At 41.3% G+C, this 20,385-nt stretch carries 22 protein-coding genes, 1 tRNA gene and 2 pseudogenes; 12 read left to right on the top strand and 13 right to left on the bottom strand.

The genetic code is table 11. The features are described 5' to 3' along the window. Nucleotides 1–105: 105 nt before the first annotated feature. Complete coding sequence (locus ACMFNG_RS02845) at nucleotides 106–321, top strand: hypothetical protein (RefSeq protein WP_014835505.1); 216 nt, start codon at nucleotides 106–108, stop codon at nucleotides 319–321. Here the strand turns inward: ACMFNG_RS02845 and ACMFNG_RS02840 are convergent. Together ACMFNG_RS02840 and ACMFNG_RS02835 are read right to left on the bottom strand one after the other, a co-directional pair. Then, a complete protein-coding gene (locus ACMFNG_RS02840) occupies nucleotides 318–1,298 on the bottom strand; it encodes an asparaginase (protein ID WP_011013191.1) in 981 nt (326 codons plus the stop codon). The genes ACMFNG_RS02845 and ACMFNG_RS02840 overlap by 4 nt on opposite strands. 88 nt (nucleotides 1,299–1,386) lie before the next feature. Next, nucleotides 1,387–2,076: a DUF4152 family protein gene (locus tag ACMFNG_RS02835; RefSeq protein ID WP_011013190.1), complete on the bottom strand. Its 690-nt coding sequence runs from the start codon at nucleotides 2,074–2,076 to the stop codon at nucleotides 1,387–1,389. 60 nt (nucleotides 2,077–2,136) lie between these two features. On the opposite strand from ACMFNG_RS02835, the gene ACMFNG_RS02830 reads away from it, so the two are divergent. Further along, a complete protein-coding gene (locus ACMFNG_RS02830) occupies nucleotides 2,137–2,595 on the top strand; it encodes a hypothetical protein (protein WP_011013189.1) in 459 nt (152 codons plus the stop codon). Between the two features lie 36 nt (nucleotides 2,596–2,631). Here ACMFNG_RS02830 and ACMFNG_RS02825 read toward each other — a convergent pair whose 3' ends face one another. Beyond that, nucleotides 2,632–3,987, bottom strand: coding sequence for a glycogen/starch synthase (locus tag ACMFNG_RS02825; RefSeq protein ID WP_011013188.1), 1,356 nt, complete (start codon nucleotides 3,985–3,987; stop codon nucleotides 2,632–2,634). Between the two features lie 38 nt (nucleotides 3,988–4,025). Between ACMFNG_RS02825 and ACMFNG_RS02820 the strand changes: the two genes are divergently transcribed. Next, on the top strand, nucleotides 4,026–4,901 hold the full coding sequence (locus ACMFNG_RS02820) for an EamA family transporter (protein ID WP_011013187.1): 876 nt from the start codon (nucleotides 4,026–4,028) through the stop codon (nucleotides 4,899–4,901). Here the strand turns inward: ACMFNG_RS02820 and ACMFNG_RS02815 are convergent, their stop codons facing one another. Next, nucleotides 4,902–5,486, bottom strand: coding sequence for a DUF99 family protein (locus ACMFNG_RS02815; RefSeq protein ID WP_011013186.1), 585 nt, complete (start codon nucleotides 5,484–5,486; stop codon nucleotides 4,902–4,904). 55 nt (nucleotides 5,487–5,541) lie between these two features. Here ACMFNG_RS02815 and mobA point away from each other — a divergent pair, with 55 nt between their 5' ends. The 3 genes from mobA to ACMFNG_RS02800 all read left to right on the top strand — a co-directional run bounded on the left by mobA (nucleotide 5,542) and on the right by ACMFNG_RS02800 (nucleotide 7,169). After that, complete coding sequence (gene mobA / locus ACMFNG_RS02810) at nucleotides 5,542–6,132, top strand: molybdenum cofactor guanylyltransferase (RefSeq protein WP_014835506.1); 591 nt, start codon at nucleotides 5,542–5,544, stop codon at nucleotides 6,130–6,132. Between the two features lie 64 nt (nucleotides 6,133–6,196). Next, nucleotides 6,197–6,748, top strand: coding sequence for a TIGR00288 family NYN domain-containing protein (locus ACMFNG_RS02805; RefSeq protein ID WP_011013184.1), 552 nt, complete (start codon nucleotides 6,197–6,199; stop codon nucleotides 6,746–6,748). Further along, nucleotides 6,690–7,169 carry a TIGR00288 family NYN domain-containing protein gene (locus ACMFNG_RS02800; protein ID WP_014835507.1) on the top strand — a complete coding sequence of 160 codons (480 nt, stop codon included), beginning with the start codon at nucleotides 6,690–6,692 and terminating at the stop codon, nucleotides 7,167–7,169. The genes ACMFNG_RS02805 and ACMFNG_RS02800 overlap by 59 nt, the downstream gene beginning before the upstream one ends. Here the strand turns inward: ACMFNG_RS02800 and cobO are convergent. The 4 genes from cobO to ACMFNG_RS02780 form a co-directional block, all read right to left on the bottom strand. Then, nucleotides 7,166–7,693, bottom strand: coding sequence for a cob(I)yrinic acid a,c-diamide adenosyltransferase (gene cobO, locus ACMFNG_RS02795; protein WP_011013182.1), 528 nt, complete (start codon nucleotides 7,691–7,693; stop codon nucleotides 7,166–7,168). The two genes, ACMFNG_RS02800 and cobO, sit on opposite strands and share 4 nt — an antisense overlap. 760 nt (nucleotides 7,694–8,453) lie before the next feature. Then, a complete protein-coding gene (locus ACMFNG_RS02790) occupies nucleotides 8,454–9,206 on the bottom strand; it encodes a hypothetical protein (RefSeq protein ID WP_011013181.1) in 753 nt (250 codons plus the stop codon). Between the two features lie 33 nt (nucleotides 9,207–9,239). Next, nucleotides 9,240–10,226 carry a magnesium/cobalt transporter CorA gene (corA, locus tag ACMFNG_RS02785; protein WP_014835509.1) on the bottom strand — a complete coding sequence of 329 codons (987 nt, stop codon included), beginning with the start codon at nucleotides 10,224–10,226 and terminating at the stop codon, nucleotides 9,240–9,242. Nucleotides 10,227–10,900: 674 nt separating this feature from the next. Continuing rightward, a tRNA-His gene (locus tag ACMFNG_RS02780) sits at nucleotides 10,901–10,977 on the bottom strand. Between the two features lie 73 nt (nucleotides 10,978–11,050). Here ACMFNG_RS02780 and taw3 point away from each other — a divergent pair. Then, nucleotides 11,051–11,671, top strand: a complete 621-nt coding sequence (gene taw3, locus ACMFNG_RS02775) for a tRNA(Phe) 7-((3-amino-3-carboxypropyl)-4-demethylwyosine(37)-N(4))-methyltransferase Taw3 (protein ID WP_014835510.1) — start codon at nucleotides 11,051–11,053, stop codon at nucleotides 11,669–11,671. On the opposite strand, the gene ACMFNG_RS02770 is transcribed toward taw3, so the two are convergent. Continuing rightward, nucleotides 11,637–12,629, bottom strand: coding sequence for an archaeosine biosynthesis radical SAM protein RaSEA (locus tag ACMFNG_RS02770; RefSeq protein ID WP_011013178.1), 993 nt, complete (start codon nucleotides 12,627–12,629; stop codon nucleotides 11,637–11,639). The genes taw3 and ACMFNG_RS02770 overlap by 35 nt on opposite strands. A gap of 96 nt (nucleotides 12,630–12,725) precedes the next feature. Here ACMFNG_RS02770 and ACMFNG_RS02765 point away from each other — a divergent pair, with 96 nt between their 5' ends. Both ACMFNG_RS02765 and ACMFNG_RS02760 read left to right on the top strand, forming a co-directional pair. Then, entirely contained in the window at nucleotides 12,726–12,854 is a 129-nt protein-coding gene (locus tag ACMFNG_RS02765; protein WP_262923836.1) for a hypothetical protein, read from the top strand. Nucleotides 12,855–12,871: 17 nt separating this feature from the next. Then, nucleotides 12,872–14,473, top strand: coding sequence for a Na+/H+ antiporter NhaC family protein (locus tag ACMFNG_RS02760; protein WP_011013177.1), 1,602 nt, complete (start codon nucleotides 12,872–12,874; stop codon nucleotides 14,471–14,473). 11 nt (nucleotides 14,474–14,484) lie between these two features. Here the strand turns inward: ACMFNG_RS02760 and ACMFNG_RS02755 are convergent. Together ACMFNG_RS02755 and ACMFNG_RS02750 are read right to left on the bottom strand one after the other, a co-directional pair. Beyond that, nucleotides 14,485–15,374, bottom strand: a pseudogene (locus ACMFNG_RS02755) (4Fe-4S dicluster-binding protein). Then, a pseudogene (locus tag ACMFNG_RS02750) lies at nucleotides 15,374–16,237 on the bottom strand (P-loop NTPase). The pseudogenes ACMFNG_RS02755 and ACMFNG_RS02750 overlap by 1 nt, the downstream one beginning before the upstream one ends. A gap of 164 nt (nucleotides 16,238–16,401) precedes the next feature. Between ACMFNG_RS02750 and ACMFNG_RS02745 the strand changes: the two are divergent. Beyond that, nucleotides 16,402–16,941 (top strand): NifB/NifX family molybdenum-iron cluster-binding protein, encoded by a 540-nt coding sequence (locus ACMFNG_RS02745; RefSeq protein ID WP_011013170.1) that lies wholly within the window; start codon nucleotides 16,402–16,404, stop codon nucleotides 16,939–16,941. 156 nt (nucleotides 16,942–17,097) lie between these two features. Here ACMFNG_RS02745 and ACMFNG_RS02740 read toward each other — a convergent pair whose 3' ends face one another. Together ACMFNG_RS02740 and ACMFNG_RS02735 are read right to left on the bottom strand one after the other, a co-directional pair. Continuing rightward, complete coding sequence (locus ACMFNG_RS02740; protein WP_011013169.1) at nucleotides 17,098–18,351, bottom strand: RNA-guided endonuclease InsQ/TnpB family protein; 1,254 nt, start codon at nucleotides 18,349–18,351, stop codon at nucleotides 17,098–17,100. Beyond that, nucleotides 18,344–18,973 carry an IS607-like element ISPfu4 family transposase gene (locus ACMFNG_RS02735; protein ID WP_014835514.1) on the bottom strand — a complete coding sequence of 210 codons (630 nt, stop codon included), beginning with the start codon at nucleotides 18,971–18,973 and terminating at the stop codon, nucleotides 18,344–18,346. The genes ACMFNG_RS02740 and ACMFNG_RS02735 overlap by 8 nt, the downstream gene beginning before the upstream one ends. Before the next feature lie 51 nt (nucleotides 18,974–19,024). Between ACMFNG_RS02735 and ACMFNG_RS02730 the strand changes: the two genes are divergently transcribed. Beyond that, nucleotides 19,025–19,774, top strand: a complete 750-nt coding sequence (locus tag ACMFNG_RS02730; protein WP_011013167.1) for an MBL fold metallo-hydrolase — start codon at nucleotides 19,025–19,027, stop codon at nucleotides 19,772–19,774. Nucleotides 19,775–19,802: 28 nt separating this feature from the next. Next, on the top strand, nucleotides 19,803–20,369 hold the full coding sequence (scpB, locus tag ACMFNG_RS02725) for an SMC-Scp complex subunit ScpB (protein WP_011013166.1): 567 nt from the start codon (nucleotides 19,803–19,805) through the stop codon (nucleotides 20,367–20,369). Nucleotides 20,370–20,385 lie beyond the last annotated feature (16 nt).

The raw sequence follows: 20,385 nt of genomic DNA, 5'->3' as shown, positions 1-20,385 counted from the left end.
TGCCCGATGATGGGAACAGGGTAGCTGCCGAGCTGATGAGGAAGCCGTTCCAGACTGAGGGAAAAGTTTTATTTCTATAAAATTGAACTTCAGGTGGTGGTGCTGATGTACATGGCAGAGTTCAAGCTCAGATTTGGCAATAGAAAGTGGTATGTGAGAAGAATAGTAGAAGCTGAAAGTTACGAGGAGGCCGTGGAGTTGGCAAAGAAGTATGCAGAGCTCATGAATAAAGGAGAAGTCAAATGGGAGCTTGCAGATGTCTATGAAGCTACTAGGCCATTAATCATTGGAGAAGAAGAAATTAAGAAGCTGGAAGGTTAATCTCTAAGCTCTCCAACTAGATTTTTTCTCATTAATACTTTTATTTCTTCCACATTGTTTGTGTGGCCTAGAATCCACATGAGCTTTGTTACTGTTGCCTCTTTTGTCATGTCCCCCGCTGGGATTACTCCAGCTCTAAGGGCTAATCTCCCAACTTTGTACCTCGTTAGATCAACTCCATCGTACATTGCCTGGGTTGTCATTACTATTGGAATCTCCTTGGAGAGCTCCTCTATTGTTTGAAGTAAATCACTTCCCCTATAAGGAATTCCTCCAGCTCCATAACCTTCTATGACAATTCCTCTATATCCCAGCTCTACAGCTGCCCTAAATATGTCCCCCGAAAGTCCTGGGATTAGCTTTATAACTAGAACTTTTGGATCGTGCCTAAGGTCTAATGTGACTTCTCCATTGTTAAACTTTGGAATAAAGTTAACCACGAGATCTTCTCCTCTTAATTCTGCAATTATAGGGTAGTTAATGCTTTCGAATGCATCTCTGCTCATTGTCCTAACCTTAGATGTTCTAACTCCAAGCATAACTTTTCCATTGAAGGCCACGTAAACTCCCCTAATTCCAGAAGTTGCAAACTTTATTGCTGTTTGCAAGTTTAGGGGGGCATCACTATTTTCTTCAGTGGCAGGTATCATAGAACCAGTAAATACGATGGGTATTGGGGGGTTTCTAAGCATGAAACTTATCATTGAAGAAGTGTAGGCAAGAGTATCGGTACCATGAGTGACTATAATTCCATCATATTTTTTTACATTCTTGTAAAGAGTTTCAGCAAGATCTACCCAATCTTCTGGCTGGATAAGCGTGCTATCAACGTTCTTTAAATCGAGAAAATCACAATCCTCACAATCTTTGATTCCGGCGATATCTAAAACTTCTTTAACGGACAACGAAGCCTCATATCCATTCTCGCCCTTTACACTCGCAATTGTTCCACCCATCCCAATTAGAAGAATTTTCACATTTAATCACCATGATAACTAAAATACCCCCTTTTTAGTATTTTTGTCGACAATTTATAAGGTGTAGAAAAGAAAAATTGACATTTGTTCAGCGTTTTGAAAAAATTTCGAAAATCATAAATCTCCTGGCCACAGGGTTTGGATATATTTCCCATTTAACACCCTCAGGGACACTAACCTCTGCTGAACCATAAAGTCCTCCTTCCCTGGGATCTAGGCTTCTCCCAATGATCTTGCCATCTTTAATATTAACTTCCATGTATCTTGGTAGTCCTATTATTAAGTGTCCTTCTTTTTCAACGTTCTCTATCCCCCACTTTGCTGAATAAATACCTGCGTAGATCTCTGCTATTCTCACTGGGACGCTACTTTTTCCAATAGCAACTATCTCTATGTTTGTTTCCTCCCAAAATTTTCGGGCTAATGGTTGAAGGTCTTTTGATAACTCCTTCCATACCTCTTTCCCTTTATCTGAAATACCTAATGCGTCGATTGTGGGTTCATCGAGCTTTCTTAGCTCTATTCCTCCCAGGGTTGAGTCTAGATGAATTACATCTGGCTTTACTTTCCTTGCCAACTCGATTGCTAGCAAGACTTCGTCTCTGATTGCCTGCCTTCCCGTGAGGTCATAATCATAGGGATTTGCGTACTTCACCATAACTTCTTTTGCACTCCTGTAAGGTTTCTCAACTAGAACAGCGACGGTCGCTATAAGCCCTATTGGCTCAAAAGTTTCATCTAGAACAGCCCCTCCCGTGTCTGCGGCCACGATTCTCATTTTTCTACCTCCAGCGATAGTTTTAATTATATAAAATACTACACATTTAAGTGAGGGGTTATGGGGACTAGGGAGATTATTATAGATTGTTACCTCCACGACATGTGTGAAGGGTTGAACATAATGACTGTCAGAGGTTCAGCGTATCTTCTTGTGGGCCAAAACGTATATCCCCTAATTGAGGGAATTGTTCCTCCAACACTTCACTTCTACATCAAAGAGGGCTACCTCGATATTTATGGCTTTTGGAGAGTTGAAGGGGAGGAGCATGCTGCTCATATAAGAGTGGCAATTGACAAAGTTCATGTTGTAGGGACTTCCATTATAGTTGAACCTCACGGGGCTCTTGAAAACTTTGACGCCTCTGTAGTTATAAAACTTGATGCCTCTGAGAAAGATTTAGAACAATTGAAGAAAATAATCAATGAGGAGAAGTTCTGGACCAAAGAGGAGCATGGTGAGGTAATATCAACATATTTAGAAAAGCATTTAAGGGAGAAAAGAAAGAAGAAGGAGTGAGATGATGAGCTTGGCCGCTTCCCGAGTGGTGAGGGTCTAAACTCCGGTGCTGATGAAGTCAAAGAACCTTTCCACATTTCCCCTGTAAACTTTAATGTATCTTTCAGCTGCCTTTTTCCATGAAAATTCTCTTGCCCTCTTCTTGCAGTTTTCTCTTAGCTCCTCTATTAGCTCTTTGTTGGTCTTATTTAGCTCGGCCATCTTTATCATAGCATTTGCAAGTGTCCAAGGATCTCCTGGGGGTACTAACAAGCCAGTTGCATTGTGGGGACTTTTATCGAGGCTTATTATGGTATCCCTTAACCCACCGACTGAAGAGGCTATGGGTATTGCTCCAAGGCACATTGCTTCTAATTGAACTAAACCAAAGGGCTCAAAGTACGAAGGAATAACCACAAAATCTACTGAACCATATAGTTCCCTCACAAACTCTCTAGACAGCATCTGTGTTATAACTACAACGTTTTTGTATGAAGTAGCCAAGCTTCTAGCCCAATTTTCCAATTCTGGATCCCCTTTTCCAACTATTATAAACCTAAGAGAGCTAAAGTCTTTGTAAATCTGGGATAGAATTTCAATTGCCCTTAAAAGAACATCTACTCCCTTCTGCCCTCTATCGAACCTTCCAATAAACATGAAAGTCGTCCCTTTTTCAAGCCCGAACTTCTTTAGAAGCCTCTCTTTTCTTGTCTCTCTATCCCCATCGAGGAAGTCTTCACTCCAGAAGCTGCAGTCTATGCCGTTGAATACATAGGTAACTTTACCTTCAAAGTTCCTGAAGAACCCCCATTCATCCAGGAGATACCCTCTGCTTACCGTCGTTACCATGTCGGCTACATATCCTCCAGTATGCTCTGGGTCTAAATCTGGGTAGGGGGCTAGCTCCGAAAGGTTTGCCTCATGGAAGTAATAAGCTGGAACTTTCGCCTTATTCAACCTGTGTATTGTAAAGACGGCTGGGATCTTGAAGTACTTCTTTATTAGTGCACCAGCAAAAACGGTGTGCCAATCGTGAAAGTGAACTACATCTGGGAGCTCTTCTTTCTCGAGCAATTTATTTAAGAGGAGAACGCTTGCTTTTCCAAAGAGAACACTCTTCTTCAGCAATCCATCCCAACCAGGGCCATACACATCCGTTGAGTCAAGCAGTCCTCCCCCTATTCTATAAACCCTTAAGTTTCCCTCTTTCTCTAAGTGAACTCTAATTTCAACTTCTTCTCCAAAAGCCCTAACCTTTCCAATCGATTCTCCGTGAAATTGCCCATGGGCGGGAGTAAATACGATGGTCTCATTTCCCAGGGAGGCAAGTGCCTTTGCAATATACGTTAATGCCTCTGCTAGTCCTCCGACCTTTATGGGTAAGTATTCAAAGCCAAGCAAAAGTACCTTCATTCTTTCACCCTTATGAATATCTGAGTTTGGGTATATGAATGTTGAGCAAACATTATAAGCTTAAGTTCCCAGGAACTCTTGCAATGAAGGGAGGCTATCTCTTTGTGTTTTTGGCTGCGGTCATGTGGGGAACTCTGGGAATATTCGCAAAGTTTCTCTATGGATTTAATCTCTCAACTTATACGATAGTTTTCTACAGGGTTCTCTTTGCGCTAATATTCTTGGCAGTTTATCTTAAAGTTAGGGGTCTCCCTTTGCTGATGTCTAAAGATAGGCTCCCCTTTTACCTGGGTTTTTCCTTCTTTAGCATTTTTCTCTTTTATTCTCTCTACTTTTACACAGTTAAGATATCATCAGTCTCTTTCGCCGTTTTAATGCTTTATACTGCCCCAGTCTACTCCCTAATTTTTGGAAGAATACTATTTGGGGAAAAGCTCACTCCCAGTAAACTTACTGCAGTTTTTCTTGTAATTCTCGGTGTTTTGTTATTGAACCTGGACGGAAAACTTAACGTTTCAAAGCTAGCTTTATTGACTGGACTTGCAAGTGGACTCACATACTCCCTTTATGGAGTCTTTGTGAAGTTTGCAGTGAGAAGGGAAGAGCCCGAGAGAGTTCTCTTTAACGTCTTATTAATTGGTCTGCTCTTTCTCTTGCCAGTGACTGATTTAAGAGTTCCCACAGCCGCCCTTCCTTATCTCTTAGGACTTGCTTTCTTTCCCACATTCCTGGGGTATATCTTGTATAATACGGCTCTCAAGACTGTAGAGGTTAGCAAGGCCTCGATAATTGCAACTATTGAGCCGGTAGTTGCTATTATCCTAGCTTACTTTATATTTGGAGAGGCACTTTCTTTACTCCAATATCTCGGTGCTTCCCTTATAATAGCTGGAGCAATTCTAGCAAAGAGGTAGCTATTCTTTGGAGCTTTCTCCCCTCATAACGGCCGATGCAACTATGTGGGCAATCCTCAGGGCCTCTGGAATTAGGGAATTCCGAGAGGTTGCTCTTATAATCTTAGCGGCAGTTTCAGCGTCAATGCCTATGGCTTGATAGTACACCTTTCCTGGGATCAGCTCGTAGATCTTTCCCCCAGCTTTTATTAGCTCCATTCTCTTCTCCCAATCTTCGAAATGCTTTCTCAATGCATTTTCAATCGCTTCAAAATCAGGCCTCTTCCTTACAACCACTATAAGGGGAAGACCAGTCTCCCTAAATACTCTGTTGACGTCAACGACGTTAAACCCTGCGTAGGTTATTCCTTTGAGTAGGATAACGCGAAGATCCCCCCTAAATCTTGAAGACAAAATCGAGTCAATTATTGCTTCTGTAACATCAAGTCCATCTATGGTTATCCACCTAGAAACAGCTCCAAGAACATCACTTCCCCCTTTCATGACTATTCCGACGAGAATAACTTTTTCTCCTCTTTTTTTGTGAGGAAATGTTCCGTCATCAAATCCGATTACCCTAATTTCTCTTTTAACCCTCCTAATCATTGTTTTTCCTAAGGAGAGTAATGTATAAAAACACTTTTCCCACCCAAATGTGGAGATGCTAGGGGTAATATTTGCAGTGAAACTCAAGAAGAGTGATAATTACCTAATTCCGATAAATGATGAGTCTGTGGTAAAAATTGTTGAAGCTAGGCTTAGGTTAGCTAAGAGGATAGATGATGTTGTGGTTTTAGTAAAAAAGAGTCAAGAAAGAAAGTTTTCTCTCCACGTTGAGAACGTAGTCCCAGTTACGGGAAACACGAAAATAGATGCCCTATTGAAAGGCCTTCCTAAATCAGGGGACATATTTCTTGTAGAGGGAAACATGCCTCTGGTAATGCCTTTCCTGATCAACTACATGACCTCAATATACTACGATGAGTTCTTGGAAGCTCTTATTCCCAGGTTCAGAGAGAATGTAGAGGTCTTTCATGGGGTGTACAATGCGAGAGCCTTGAGGAATGCTTTGGAGGGCATGAAGGCCGACAATATAAGCAACTTATCAAAGCTTCCTGAATACATAGACGCCGAATTCTTGGATGTTGAGGAATTAATGAGAAAGAACGAAAAAGTTAAGTGGAGCTTCTTTAGGGTTAAAACATTGGATGATATTAGGACTGTTCTTAGGAGTGGACTTCTTAGAGAATAGGAAAATTAAAATACTTGAGAGTTTCAAAAATTAATTGATTTCATCGATCGCCCAGGTGTTATAGATGGCGAGATGGGAGAGAATTGTGGATGGGGTAAAGAGCATAGCACTGATGAGAAAGAAAATAATCACGAGGGGGAAAAGGATAGCCCTCTTCGTTGATGGGCCTAATATTCTCAGAAAAGAGCTGGGAATTCATCTTGAAGACATAGTGGAGGCGCTGAGCAAGTTGGGCAACATAAGAGTAGCAAAAGTGATTCTAAATCAATATGCCCCTCAAAGCCTTATCGAGGCCGTCTCAAATCAAGGGTTTGAGCCGGTAATAGTTGCGGGAGAAATAGGAGTAAAGATGGCAGTTGAGGCCATGAGAGAAGTGTATAACCCGAATATAGACATGATAGCTTTGGCCACTCGGAATACAGAATTTGTCCCAATCATATTAAAGGCAAAGGAAAAGGGGAAGGAAACTGCGATAATTGGAGTTGAACATGGTCTAAGTTCTGCATTAAAACACGCAGCTGATTACGTGATAATTCTAAAGCCGAGAGGTGAGAAGATTGAAGAACGTCATCACGAAGATTCTGAGGAGAGAAGAGAAGGAGGAAGAGGAGCCTAAAAAGACGATTGGACTGATAATAGATGGGCCAAACATACTTAGGAAGGAGTTTAAGATAAGGCTAGAGGACATCAAGAAGGCCTTAGAAAAGATTGGAAAGATAAGAGTGGCAAAAGTAGTTCTTAATCAATACGCTCCTCAAGGATTAATCGAGGCTGTTGTAAACCAGGGATTTGAACCTATAATTGTGGCAGGGGATACCGATGTGAGAGTGGCAATAGAGGCCATGGAGTTAATATACAATAGTGACATAGATGTTTTAGCGTTGGCTACGAGAGATGCGGACTTTTTGCCAATAATAAGTGAAGCAAAGAGGAGGGGGAAAGAGACGGTAGTTATAGGTGTTGAACCTGGGTTCGCTGTGGCTCTTCAGAATGCGGCCGACTATGTAATAATAATGGAGAAAAGGGAAGAAGATTAATACTCAATTCCCCTTCTTGCCAGTATTCCTCTTTGGTATGGGTGCTTTACTTCTTTCATTTCGGTAACATAGTCTGCAAGCTCAAAGAGCTCCTCTGGGCAGTATCTTCCAGTGAGAACGAGCTCAGTGTTTTTGGCCTTGTTTAGAATGAGCTCCTTGACTTCCTCAATTGATATCATTCCAAAGCCAAGGGCCACGCATATTTCATCTAGAATTACAAGATCCCATTCGCCACTCTTCACGACTTCTTTGGCCCTTTCAAGGGCCTTCTTTGCGGCTTTTATGTCCTCTTCATCCGGCTTTCCATGAACAAACTTTGGAAGGCCGTAAGATTCAATCGTGAATCCACACTTTTGGGCCATCTCATACTCTCCGTACACTTTTGGAGCCTTAAGGAATTGGACTATTATTACCTTCCCCCCAGAGCCGAGCATTCTCAGCGCTAAGCCTAGGGCTGCTGTGGTTTTCCCTTTTCCATTTCCAGTGTAGATATGAACTAAACCAAGCTTTTCTTTCCAACTCATACTATCACCTCAGCCAGTATGCCCTACATCATCTATCAGCCGAGCGAGACTCATCATCGGAGCTATAAGACTTTGAGAGTTTAAATTTTAAATCTTGAGGATTTTCGGTACACGATATTTGGGCATATTTTTGGAAATAAAGGTGTTGGAGATTGGGATTTGATTTAATAATCGAAGTTAGCATTGCTTTGTTTTTCAGGTAACGAATGTTTTTCGAAAATTTTTGAAGTGCATGGTAAGAATATAATTTAAGGGTTTTGAGATGTTCTGTTGGTTCTCGTAAAAAGTTAAGAGTCTGCTTAAAAAAGCGTTGCATCCCTTTTTGTCTTTCCCTCATGCGCACTCCCCAGGGCCGGTAATATCGATAGGAAAAATCACTTGTAGAATATGCGGTATGTGAAGGAGGATCACCAGGAGTATTACATCATCCCCATTCTTCGACATAAGCTTTTCCTCTTCCACTCGCAGGTTTTCAAAGGCTCCCAAGCTCTTAGGGATTTACGCGGTTAACGGTAGTGGGGAAAGTCCCTTAAATCCTAGGTAAGCCAGCTCTCTTCTCTGAGTTCATCCTTCTTCTCGACGTTTTTAGCGATCAGTCCATAATACTTCTCTCAATCCTTGAGTCTACGAGCTCAGCCTTTCTCTTCAAATTCCTCAAGGACGAGCCTCGTCTTTCCGACCCTTCTCCGCCATGACTATAAGCTCGAAGCCCTCTTTCCTGATCCTAGCTATAATTTCAGCGGCGACCGCGTAGAAAAGACTAAAATAGAAGTAAAGTGGGAACTTCAATCTTATCTAATTCTTTTATCCCCTCACTTTTTCCCGTCAGTGAAGCTTTTACAATAGCGTACTCGTTGACTCCCTCCCATAGTCGCACGTAATCATAAGTGTCAAAGTTAACTGAAATTTCTAGCCCTCTAACATAATTTCCTTGGGGTTTAAATAGCCAGAGAATTTCTCCGTCTTCATCTTTTAGGTAAATAGCTTCAACATTATCATGAAGCTTAATTTTGTCTTCTTCGCTTGTGAAGAACTCTTGATAGTACTTATTGACTTTCATAAAAAGCTTTAAAAGAAAGATCAATCCTTCGAGAAAACCAACTAATTTTTCCAGGGATTTGGTATCAAGATCAACTTGATTTGATATTTCCTCACTTTTCTTGATAAGCCATCTTATGTCTCCTGAGATAAGAAATTTTCTGATCTCTGCACATAATTTTTCGTATTTCCCATTTAGGCTTTCTAGCTTTTGGCAGATTCCGTCTATATAGCTTATTATGCCCCGAATTTCATCGGGAATGTAAGTTCTATAACTCATGAAATCTTCTCTGAAGATTAACCTCCTAATTTTATCTAACTCATCAATCTCATATCCTGGTTTATAGTATATTATGCTGGAAACAGATCCTCTCCATCCTATTACTTCCTCCTTATTGATCTCATTTTCCTTCTCGAAAACTTCACCTACATATGTGAGGAGATATTGAAGAATTTCACGTGGATCTGATAACATAGACTCTCACCTCTCCAAAGTGGTAAATTTTCCTTATAGCCACCCTTTCCTCTTAAAGTAGTACACCATTCCGATACCTATGGTCAGCATTGCTAAAAGCACTGCGGGATAGCCGTAGTACCAGTTAAGTTCTGGCATATTATATGGGGAAGCCTGTGGGTTGAAGTTCATTCCATATATTCCAGTTACGAAAGTTAGAGGTATGAAGATCGTGGAGACAACGGTGAGGATTCTCATGATTTCGTTCGTTCTTATTGAAAGTGTTGAATAATAAATGTCAATTAGGCCATTGGCCATTTCTCTGTTGTTTTCAATGATGTCAAGTATTTCCATAACATGCTCATAAAGCTCTCCGAGATAATTCTGCGTCTCTTCACTAAAGAATTCCTTTCCTTCTAGCCTTAACCGTCTAAATATCTCCAGCAGGGGAAATATAGTTCTTCTTAGGAATAATATTCTCCTCCTAATTCCGTGGATCTTCTGAAGTACTTCTTTTCCTTCACCTTTTAGAACCTTGGTCTCTATCTCCTCCATCTGTTTACTGACATCCTCTAAAATTGAAATGTAATTCTCAATTATTGCATCGAGAAGTGCAAAGAATAAATGATCTGCTCCCTTTCTTCTATAAGCTAATTCACCATGTCTTATGCTCTCTCTAATTGAGTTAAAAACATCTCCAGGTTGCTCTTGAACAGTTATTATGAAGTTGTCCTTCAGAAAGATAGCAGTCTTTTCCCTTTTTAAGCCACCCTTTATCTTATACACTTGGTAAAGTAGAACAAAGATATAGTCGTTTAGAATCAAGATTCTGGATCGAGTCTTTGCTCGGAGAATCAACTTAATTACAACATCGTGAAGCTTAAAAATTTCTTTTAGGTCTTTGAGGTATGCAATGCTTTCGATGTTTACCCAAACTACCTTGTAGTCTTTGTAATTTAGGGCATCTTTTATTGCTTTAATCCGTTTTTCTTCAAATTTATCTTCTGAATATGCGAAGACCGTTATTCTAGGTTCTTCCATCCTGGACACCACAGCTGAAAAATTGAACTTTAGAGTAATTATAGTTTGTGTTACCTTCTTAATGTCGTTCATAGAGAACGTCGGGCCTATTTTGCATGCCTCAGCTCTTGCTTAATGACAGGATTAATAATGTAGCATTCCTCATGCTGGTTCAATGGCAGAAGATGGTGTATCTACTTTCTAGATAGTAACGTACAACGTTCTGGACTTTTTATTTATCTTTCCGTTGGATAAATGGCTTGATGCCCACTAGAGGTTTTGAGAGAGTGTTTTTCAATATTCTATCAGAAATTTATTGTAATTTCTGATTCTCTCTTTTGACAGTTACTTTAATCTCTCTGCCACCTGTGAAGGATCTTGTGCGTTTAACTCAACGGTGAGAATTATATGTTCTTCCCGCTTCAAATGAGTTTATCATCTACTGAGGGAGCATTTGTGAGGATTTCCAAAGGACTCCGCGGTTAAAAAATAACGTGCAAGCTGTCGAAGGTGACTCATGCGAATTCTCCTATCTCTCAAAAAGGAGTATAATTTGGCCGGTCCTTGCCGATGCTTTCTTCTGGCATAACTTCGCTCAAATTACTATTACCGGTTAAAGATCATAAGATTCAGAATCCATTATTACTTTGTGAATTAGGATTCCGTCTTGGAGATTTTTATGAAGAATCTGTTTCTGGGGCCGGGGCCGGGATTTGAACCCGGGCCAGGGGATCCACAGTCCCCTGTGCTAACCAGGCTACACCACCCCGGCCACTCCCATCGAAAATTTTGGAATAGATTTATAAAGTTTTCGTCAGATTCTGGAAAAGAAGGGTGGAAAACTCATGAAAGCAAAAAGAGAGGCATTACTGAGTTTATTTCAAGCAATAAAAGAAAATAAAGTTGATGAGGACATAGTAGAATTACTTCTGCTTATAAATTCAATAAAAGGAGTTTATACAACCTCCTCTTGTTCTGGGAGGATAGGAATAATCGAGGAGCCTTCACTTGGAGCTAAGCCCCTCTCGAGATGGTTGATAAAGGTTCATAGGCCAATTAAATTTGAAGAGGCAAAGAAGGCCCTAAAAAATGCTCAAAAGGGGTTAATATTTCTGAAAAGCCAACCTCCAATTTTTCACGTGGTCACAGAAAGCTTAGAACTCGCAAGAAAAATACATGAAATTGGACTTTCATCTGGATTTAAGTACACCACATACAAGGTAATATCAAGAAGATATCTTGTGGAAATTAACGGCACTGAATACTTAACTGTCCCCCTGGGAAAGGATGGAAAAGTCTTTGTGACGGACGAATACTTAGAATTTGTCATTGAAATAGGAAATCAAATGCTGATGAGGGGTAAATCTAGGCTTCCTAGGTTGAGAGAGAAGTTTGAAGAGCTAAAAGAGGAAGTTGGTGAAGATCCTCTCTTCACCACTCTGAGTACTGAGAAACTCTCGCTATAGAGAGTTGCCAGTCAAGGATATTGTTCTCCACTATATACCTCCACTCTTTATAACACTCCTTTTCGAGGTTTTCAAGAACTCTAACGTCCTGGGTAATGGAGAATTCTCTTATGGCCTTCTCAACTTTTCTGTCTTTTGCTCCACCACAGTTGTGTGGCCCTCTCTTGGAACCGGCACCTACTGGGTCACATAAAAACCTCTTTTCGGGAAACTTTCTCTTCGCCCATTTCAAGACCTCAACCACGCTCCAAAGCCAGGGGGGCCTATACTCCCCCTTTTCCCAAATAATTTCGTAAACGGTTCCCTTTTGAATGTTAGTTAGGTTTATTGAGAAAGTATCAGTGTAAGGTTCGGCTTTTTCTATGCTCTCCTTTACGTCTTCAATTCCCTCAGCTTCTGAGAGAAATATCGGCTTAAACAGGAGGTAAGTTTTTACGTAAGCTCCAGCATTTCTAATTTTCTCACTGGCCTTAATGAAGTCTTCAAATGTGTTTCCTTTGTTTATGGATATATCCGCAACATGGTCATTGGCCGTTTCAAGGCCTAGGGCAACCTCAAACCTCTTTCCCTCTACTATCTTAGCTAATTCTCTAACCCATTCCTCTTTAACAAGTTCACTTCTAGTTTCAACAACGATTTCATAAACGTTCTCGAGCTTTGCTAACTCTTCAAAGATCTTAATCCTTGTCTCTCTCCTTACCTCGGCCGAGTCAAAAAAGGAGCCAGAGGTAAATATTCTCACGCTAAATCTTCCTTCTTCCCCTTTTATCTTCTGAATTGCCTCCCTAAAATAGTTGAGAATTTTCTCTTGTGTAGTCTCTTTTGGAGATTGGGCGGGGTAAGAGCACATGTAACATGGCTTTCCTATTCGATACCTATAGCATCCTATGGTTGGGAGGATTATGTACAAAACACTCCCAGGTTTACCTGCAACGTTGTCTTTGCCAATCCAATACATGGTTCAAGATTTCCTAGTGGCATTTAAAAGACTTTTTACCCTTTACAAATGAGTAAAAGAAGGTTTTTATACTCATTTCTTCATAGTTCATAGCTGATGAGTATAGACTATAAGCTGATCAACAAGGCTAGAAAGGGATCAAAGAACACCAAAATGTTTTTTATTGTAATTCTCAAATACTCCAAAGAAGATCCGATAATTTCAGAGTTCCTAAAAAATTTTTAGATAGGAGGTGTTAAGGGATGAGTGATTTTGGTGTTCTATCTCTCCTGCCGCCTCTCGTAGCTATAGTCCTTGCAATATGGACCAAAAGGGTAGTCTTTGCACTCTTTGCTGGAGTATGGGTAGGCGGAGTTATGGCTTCCAATTGGAATCCAGTGACGGGAACAATAAAGACTTTCGAATGGATAGTTGGGAACGTTACTGATAGCTGGAATGCAACGATACTAATATTTGACTTCCTAATTGGAGCAGGGGTTGGATTGATCTACAAATCCGGTGGAGTTCATGCAGTTGCCGAGGCAATAACAAGAAGAATTAGGACTAGCAGGGATGCATCACTGTTAGGCTGGCTCCTGGGAGTTTTGGTTTTCTTTGACGACTACACAAACACGATAATTGTCGGAAATACTATGAGGCCCATAACAGACAAAATGAGGGTTTCCAGAGAAATGCTTGCCTATATAGATGATTCAACCGCTGCTCCAGTCGCTGGAATAGCTATTGTTTCAACATGGATAGGATATGAACTCGGACTAATTAGGGAAGCATTAGATAAATTGAACATTACCATGGGTGAATACTTCGCCTGGGCACACAGCGTTCCATACAGATTTTATTCAATATTCGCGATAATCCTAGTTTTCATTGTAGCCTACACCCACAGGCACTATGGTCCAATGCTTAAGGCAGAATACAGAGCCAGAACCACTGGAAAGGTCGTAAGGGATGGAGCAAAGCCACTAATGGCAACTGAATCAGATCTCGGGCACCCTCTTACTGAGAAGGGAAGTGTTCACTTCTTCATATGGCCGATATTGGCGTTGGTATTCGTAACACTTTACGGCCTCTACTATACTGGAAAGAGTGCATGTGAAGGCCCATGCGGAGCTATGGACATTCTAGGTAATGCGGATTCAGCAACTTCCCTTCTATGGGGTTCATTTGCCATGGTACTTGTGGCCTTAGTTCTAGTACTAGGAACGAAGACAATGACTGTGGAAGAGGCGGAGAGTGCAATAATTCAGGGTATGAAGCAAATGATAATGGCGACCGTTATTCTAGTCTTGGCGTGGAGCATTAAGAGCGCAACTGAAGCTGTAGGAACAGCTGACTATGTTGTAAACCTTGCAAAGAGTGCAAACGTTCCTGGTGGGATAGTTCCACTGATAATCTTCTTAGTTGCCATGTTCATATCATTCACAACTGGAACAAGCTGGGGAACCTTCGGAATACTCATGCCAATAGCTATTCCTCTAGCTTATGAACTGGCCCCAGGTGATAATTCTGTACTCTTTGCAAGCATAGGTGCAGTGTTTGCGGGAGGAATATTCGGAGACCACTGTTCACCAATAAGTGATACAACAATCATGAGTTCAATGTTCTCTGGAAGCGATCACATAGACCACGTAACTACTCAGATTCCCTATGCAGTAACAGCTGCCAGTGTTGGAATAGTCCTCTACCTCCTATTTGCTGCAGGAATAAGAACACCAGTAATTCTACTTCCAATCGGCCTTGTCCTCCTAGTGTTAGCCTGGTATTTCCTCAGTGAATGGTATGGAAAGAAATACGGAATACCGCATGGAAGAGTTCCCATCTATCCAACTGAAATCTCTGAGTGATTTTTCTATTTTCATTTCAATATTTCCTGTTTTATTATCTCCACTATCTCAGCTATTGCTTTTGAAGCCTTTGAATTTGGAAAGGCCTCAACAACTGGTTTTAGCATGATCATACTTTCGGGCACCGATCTGTCGTAGGGTATCTTTCCTAAAATTGGAATGCCCTCGCTCTCAGCCCACTCTTCCAGAGCTGTAAATTCTGGGTTTATGTCGGCCTTGTTTATTATTAGGTAAGCGGGTTCTTTGAAGTGTTGCACCACTTTATAGACACGTTGAACATCACTCAATGATGCTGGAGTAGGTTCTGCAATTAGAATTGCTACATCGGCCCCTCCAAGGCTTGCTATGACTTGACACCCAATTCCTGCTGCAGAGTCAACGATCATGTGGTCTAGACCTTCTTCTTTCATTATTTTTTCTTGCCCACTCCTTTTCTTCCGTAACTAATTTCCCACTTTCTGGTCTTCCCACATCTACCTGGGCTGATATAAGTGGAAAGCCATACTTTGTCGTTGCCTCTCTAATGACTTCTGACCTTACTAACTCTAGCGTTATCGTTCCTGGGACTGGACAAACGAGTCCACACACGTTGCAACCTTCACACGTTAGCTCATTAACAACATAATTTACTTCATTATCGATGTAAATTGACTCATAAGGGCAGCGTTCATAACATATTCCACACTTTACACAGCTATCTTGGTTTATTCTTGCAACTTTGGCTCCTATATGCTCTCTTCCCATCCCATTCGGTCACTCCAAGGAGGATTCCCAGGTTTGGAGCCTCTGCGTCTGCATCCACAACGACGAATGAGTAATCATCCTTTAGCAGATATAATAGGGAAGCTGTTATCGTACTCTTCCCAAAACCATCTTTACCGATTGCAATAGCTATTTGCATTACTCTCCACCTCCAACAAACTCTAAAACTTTCTTGGCAAGCTCATTGAATATTTCAGCTTCGGGATACTCAGTAAGAACTATTGGGTAACCTTGGACATAACTTTTGACTATATTCTCGCTGTATGGGATTTTTGCAACAATTTCAGCATTATATTTCTCTGAAATTTCTCTTACCTTTTCAATCTCTCCTAAGTCTGCCCTATTTACGACTACCCAGGTTCTAATTTTCATAAGAGTCCCAAGCTTTAAAATGAGCTCCAAGTCATGAATGTCGAGAGATGTGGGCTCAGTAACAGCTATGAGAAGCTTTGAGCCTTCTATGGCCTTAGAAACAGTATTACCTGTTCCAGCAGCTGTATCCACTATTAGAAGACCTTCCCTTAATTTCTCAACTCTTTTCTTTGTGGCAACAACAAGGGGCATTGATCTCTCTTCTCCCTCTTTAAGTTTGCCAGTAACTAGGGTAAAGCCATAGGGGGTAGGGGTGACGTAGGTGTGGCCAATGAGTTTAGATCATTCTCTTATTGCTCCTGGGACTGGGCAGACTATTTCACATGCACGACAGCCAGAGCAAAGAGTTGGCATTAGAAAAGGAGTTCCATCCTTAAGAGTAACTATTGCGTGTTCCTCACACACTTTTGCACATTTTCTACGCTTTATACACTTTAAATAATCAAAATGAGGCATGAACTGATATACGGGCTCTTCATTGGCTAAGCTTACTCCCAAGAGGAGATGGTCGTTTGGTGCTTCTACATCGAGATCTGCAAGTGTGCGCTTTACTCCCATCTTACTGCAAGATTTATGGCGACTGTAGATTTTCCAGTTCCACCCTTTTCCCCCACTGATTGCTATCTGCACACTCTCACCTCCAAAATTAGGGAAACCTAATTTATTTATAAACTTTCTTGTGCATATGCTCACCAATTATCTAATTTAGGCTATACTGGGAAAAGTTCTGCTTATTAGGGTAGCCGAAAATTTTAAATATCTGTGCATATGCACAAAATATTGAGGTGAGGATCATGAAGATAGCGATCCCAACTAATGGAGGAGGTAGGGAAGATACTGTAGCACCTCTCTTTGCTAGAGCTCCGGCATTTTACATAGCTGAAGTCGATGAAAAGGGTAACATAATTAGCGAAAAAGTAATTCAGAACCCTGCTGCCACTGCAGGTAGAGGAGCAGGTCCAATAGCTGTTCAAATGCTCATTAATGAGGGCGTTGACACAATAGTAGCTCCTCAGGTAGTACCGAATGCTTTGGGAGCAATACAAGCTGCTGGAATTAGAGTATATTATGTTACCCCAGGGACTCCAGTTGAAGAGGCAATTAAAGTAGCAACTACTGGCCAAGGGGGCCAACTTCCATCACTACCACAAATTCCTACTCCGGTAACTCCAGCACCTGCAATGTATGGTCCAGTATATCCTCCATTTGGATGGGGTAGAGGCTGGGGAAAAGGACGTGGATGGGGAAGAGGTTGGGGCTCTATACTTGGATACTGTCCATGGACTGGAATGCCAAGCAGAAGGGCCCTTCGTTGGTATTACGGCTGGTGGTGAACTAATCATCTTTTCTTTTAATTTTTAAATATCTTTTCTAACATAAAGAGGGAATAATAATAATGATGAATACGCAAATTTTAATTCTTTTCGAAAACCACTCAGGATGGAGAAAAGGATTTATTGGATATCATGGGGTCTGTCCGTCGTGAGTTTTTATGAGTGAATGTGAGTAAATCTTCGTCCATTCAAGTCAACCCTCACGACGGACTTGGGCCTCATCGCGTTCAGCTCCCCTCTGGGTTCATTGGGGGGCAAATCATCACGCTCAACCCCGCTCAGGGCGACCCCAAGTCCCCGCATCAAAATATTAAAAGCACCAACAAACTGCCTATCCGCCTTAAACCCACAGTTAAAACACTCCACCAGCCCGTTTCGGGACTCTAACTTACTCCCACATATCGGGCAGGTGGAGGAAGTATAAGCAGGATTAACAAACTCGATAGGAACACGATAAGAAAGCTTTCCAACAATCTTCTTCCAAGTGGCACGGGAAAGCTTCCTGTTAAACTTTCTCGAACCATTCTGGAGCATTTTAAACTTGTTCAAACCCTCGAAGATGAAAATCGCATCGGGGAACTCCCTCGAAAGCTGGACTGCGAGTTTGTTCAAGTAATCCTCAATCCTGTTCCTCCTCCTAGTCCAGTATTTCTCAAGCAATAAACCAATCCTCTTTGGAGCTTTCCGCTGAATGCTTTTTAGCATATCAATAATTCTATCATAAGTCTCGGAAATTCTATGCAGTTCGCTCAAGTCCACTCTAATCCAGCCCTTTTCAGGGTGATAAACGTCAAGGCTCGTTAAGTTACTGTCAATGCCGATTTTGATTCTTCCAGAGAACTCAACCTCCTTTGAGAAGGTTAATAAGATATCCCTCTCCCTGATTATTAACTCGCCAACTTTCCAATCCTTAATCCTCTCATAAAACCACTCCCTTGAGAAGTCCAGTTCAAGGTATTCTTCCCTCGGTTTAATTGTTATTCTGATTTTCGAGCCTTCAACCTTCATTAGTGTTGTTTTAACCCTCACGAACTTCCTCTTAACGACTGGTTTCACTCTTTTTCTTCTCCCCTTGAGGTAGTTCTGCCTCCAGCTTTTGAGGATTGAGTAAGCAGTCTTTATTGCAGAATCAACGTAGTGCTTAGCAAAAGGCCATTCTCGGAGGAGTTTATTCCTCAGCCCTCGCTTAAAATCGTTTGATTGTGGAAAATATGGGATTAGGCGGATTGTCTCGTAGTACCGGTATTCCTCGTTTCCGAGAGAATATCTATGCTTAACCTTCTTTTCCTTCCAACTCGTGTTATCCCATATTTCGTCAATTGCCCTCTGGAGGAGTCTCTGGTATTCCTTGAGGAAGGGATTAATGTTCCAGTTGTGGGGCATTCTGTATGTTAAGACAATTTTACCCATTCTCGACCTCCTCGATTAGTTTTTTTACGCCTTCTTTGAGCTTTTTGTATTTGTGGGAGCGCATTCCGTAGAGTTTCCCAGCAAAGTGTGAGATTATGGTTGTTAAGTCTTCAATGAGTTCTTCTCGTGGGGATTTTTCTTTGTCGGTGATAATGATTATCTCTGCACCGTTCTCCTTGAAGAAGAATTCGAGAGTTTTGAAGCCAAAGCGTGTAAGCCTGTCGGGATGGGTGATGATGACTTTTGAGACTTCTCTCTTTGCCACGAGTTCGAGGAGTTTGCGGTAGTTTTTCCTGTTCTCGTTCAATCCTGAGCCGATGTCCGTGAGTATTTGGACTTGCCACCCACGTTCTTTTGCGTATTGCTCTATTGCTTTGACTTGTCTTTCTAAGTAGTCTTTTTGTGTGTGGCTTGATACCCTTGCGTAGCCGATGATTAGGCCTTTTTCCTCGCTTATTCCGAGGAGTCTTTTTATTTCGCTTTCTGGTATTCTTCTTCTCCCGCCGGGTGTTCTAACGGTTTTGATTTTCCCTTCTCTGTCCCATTTTTGGATTGTCTTTGGGTGGACGCCGAGTATCTCACTTGCCTGCTTTACCGTGTAGAGTTTCTCTTTTACTACCATACACTCACAATTATTCACGAAAATATTTAAAGCTTTCGGTTAAGAGGAACAGTGAAAAAAGGCTTTTCAGCTCTAGTAGAACACAACGGGTATAGAGTTTTAGTTGACACTGGTACGGATGGAAAAATTCTACTAAACAACATGGAGGGGTTGGGGATCGATCCTAATTCAATAGATGCTCTTTTCTTAACTCATGGCCACTATGATCATACTGGAGGAATTGCAGAACTTTTGAAGGCGAGGAAGGACACTCTCGATGTTTATGCTCATCCGAGAATCTTTGAAAAGAGGATAGCTCTAAAACCTAAAAGAAGAGACATTGGAATTCCTTTTTCCCAGGAAGAGCTTGAAAGCCTTGGAGCGATTTTCCATTTAAATGATAAAGCATTGGAGTTTTTACCTGGGCTAATATCCTCGGGGGAAATAAAAAGGGAAACCTGGGATAGAGCCGTTGGATATCTACTCAACAACGAAAAGGATCCGGTTAGGGACGATATGGCTCTTCTCATAGATCTTGGAGATAAGATTGCTGTAATAACTGGATGTGGCCACAGTGGAATTTTGAATATTGCAAAACATGCAGTTGAAATAAGCAAGAAACCTATTAGAGCCCTCATTGGAGGATTTCACTTGAGAGGAGCTTCAATTACCATCTTAGAAGATGCTGTTAGGGGATTAAAAGAGCTGAACGTTGAAATGCTTTATCCTGGTCACTGTACGGGCATTGATGAGTATGCTTACCTAAGGATGAAGTTGAAGGCAGAACACCTTAATGTAGGAAAGGAAATAGTCATAAAATGAGATGGCCTAAATAATGTGGGCGAGAAGCATGGGACTAATAGAGGATAAAGCCTTAGTTGAAGCTGCTCTCTTCGTAGCAGGAAGACCTTTGAGCTTAAAAGAGCTTTCAAAAGCACTGGGAATAAAATCTCTAGACTATCTGGAGAAGTTGATTGAGCTGATAGCAAGTGAGTATGCGGAGAGGAAAAGTGCAATTGAAATAGTAAAGGTTGCTGGGGATAAGTGGGTTATGCAAGTAAAGCAGGAATACTCCCAAAGGGTAATTCCATTAATGCCTAAGCCAGAGCTGAGCACAGGAGAACTCAAAACTTTAGCCTTGATAGCTTACCTCCAACCAGTGGAACAGAGCAAGATAGTAAAGCTTAGGGGGAGTCAAGCATACGAGCACATTAGGAAGCTTTTGGAGATGGGTCTTATATATGCTGAGCCTTATGAGAGAACAAGACTTCTTGGAACTACTGAAAAATTTGCGGAGCTTTATGGCTTTCCAGAAAATGATCCAATGTTAATAAAGGAGACATTCAAGAAAGTAATTCATGCTGAGTATTCTGATTTGATGAAAAAGATAGAGGAAAGTGAAAAGAAAAAGGAATGACCTTCCAAAGGCTTAA

It is taken from the genome of Pyrococcus woesei, assembly GCF_050496105.1.
In the GTDB taxonomy this organism is placed as follows: Archaea; Methanobacteriota_B; Thermococci; order Thermococcales; family Thermococcaceae; genus Pyrococcus; species Pyrococcus furiosus.
The sequence above is the reverse complement of the archived record's forward strand: the minus strand, read 5'-3'. Positions and strand labels throughout refer to the sequence as shown.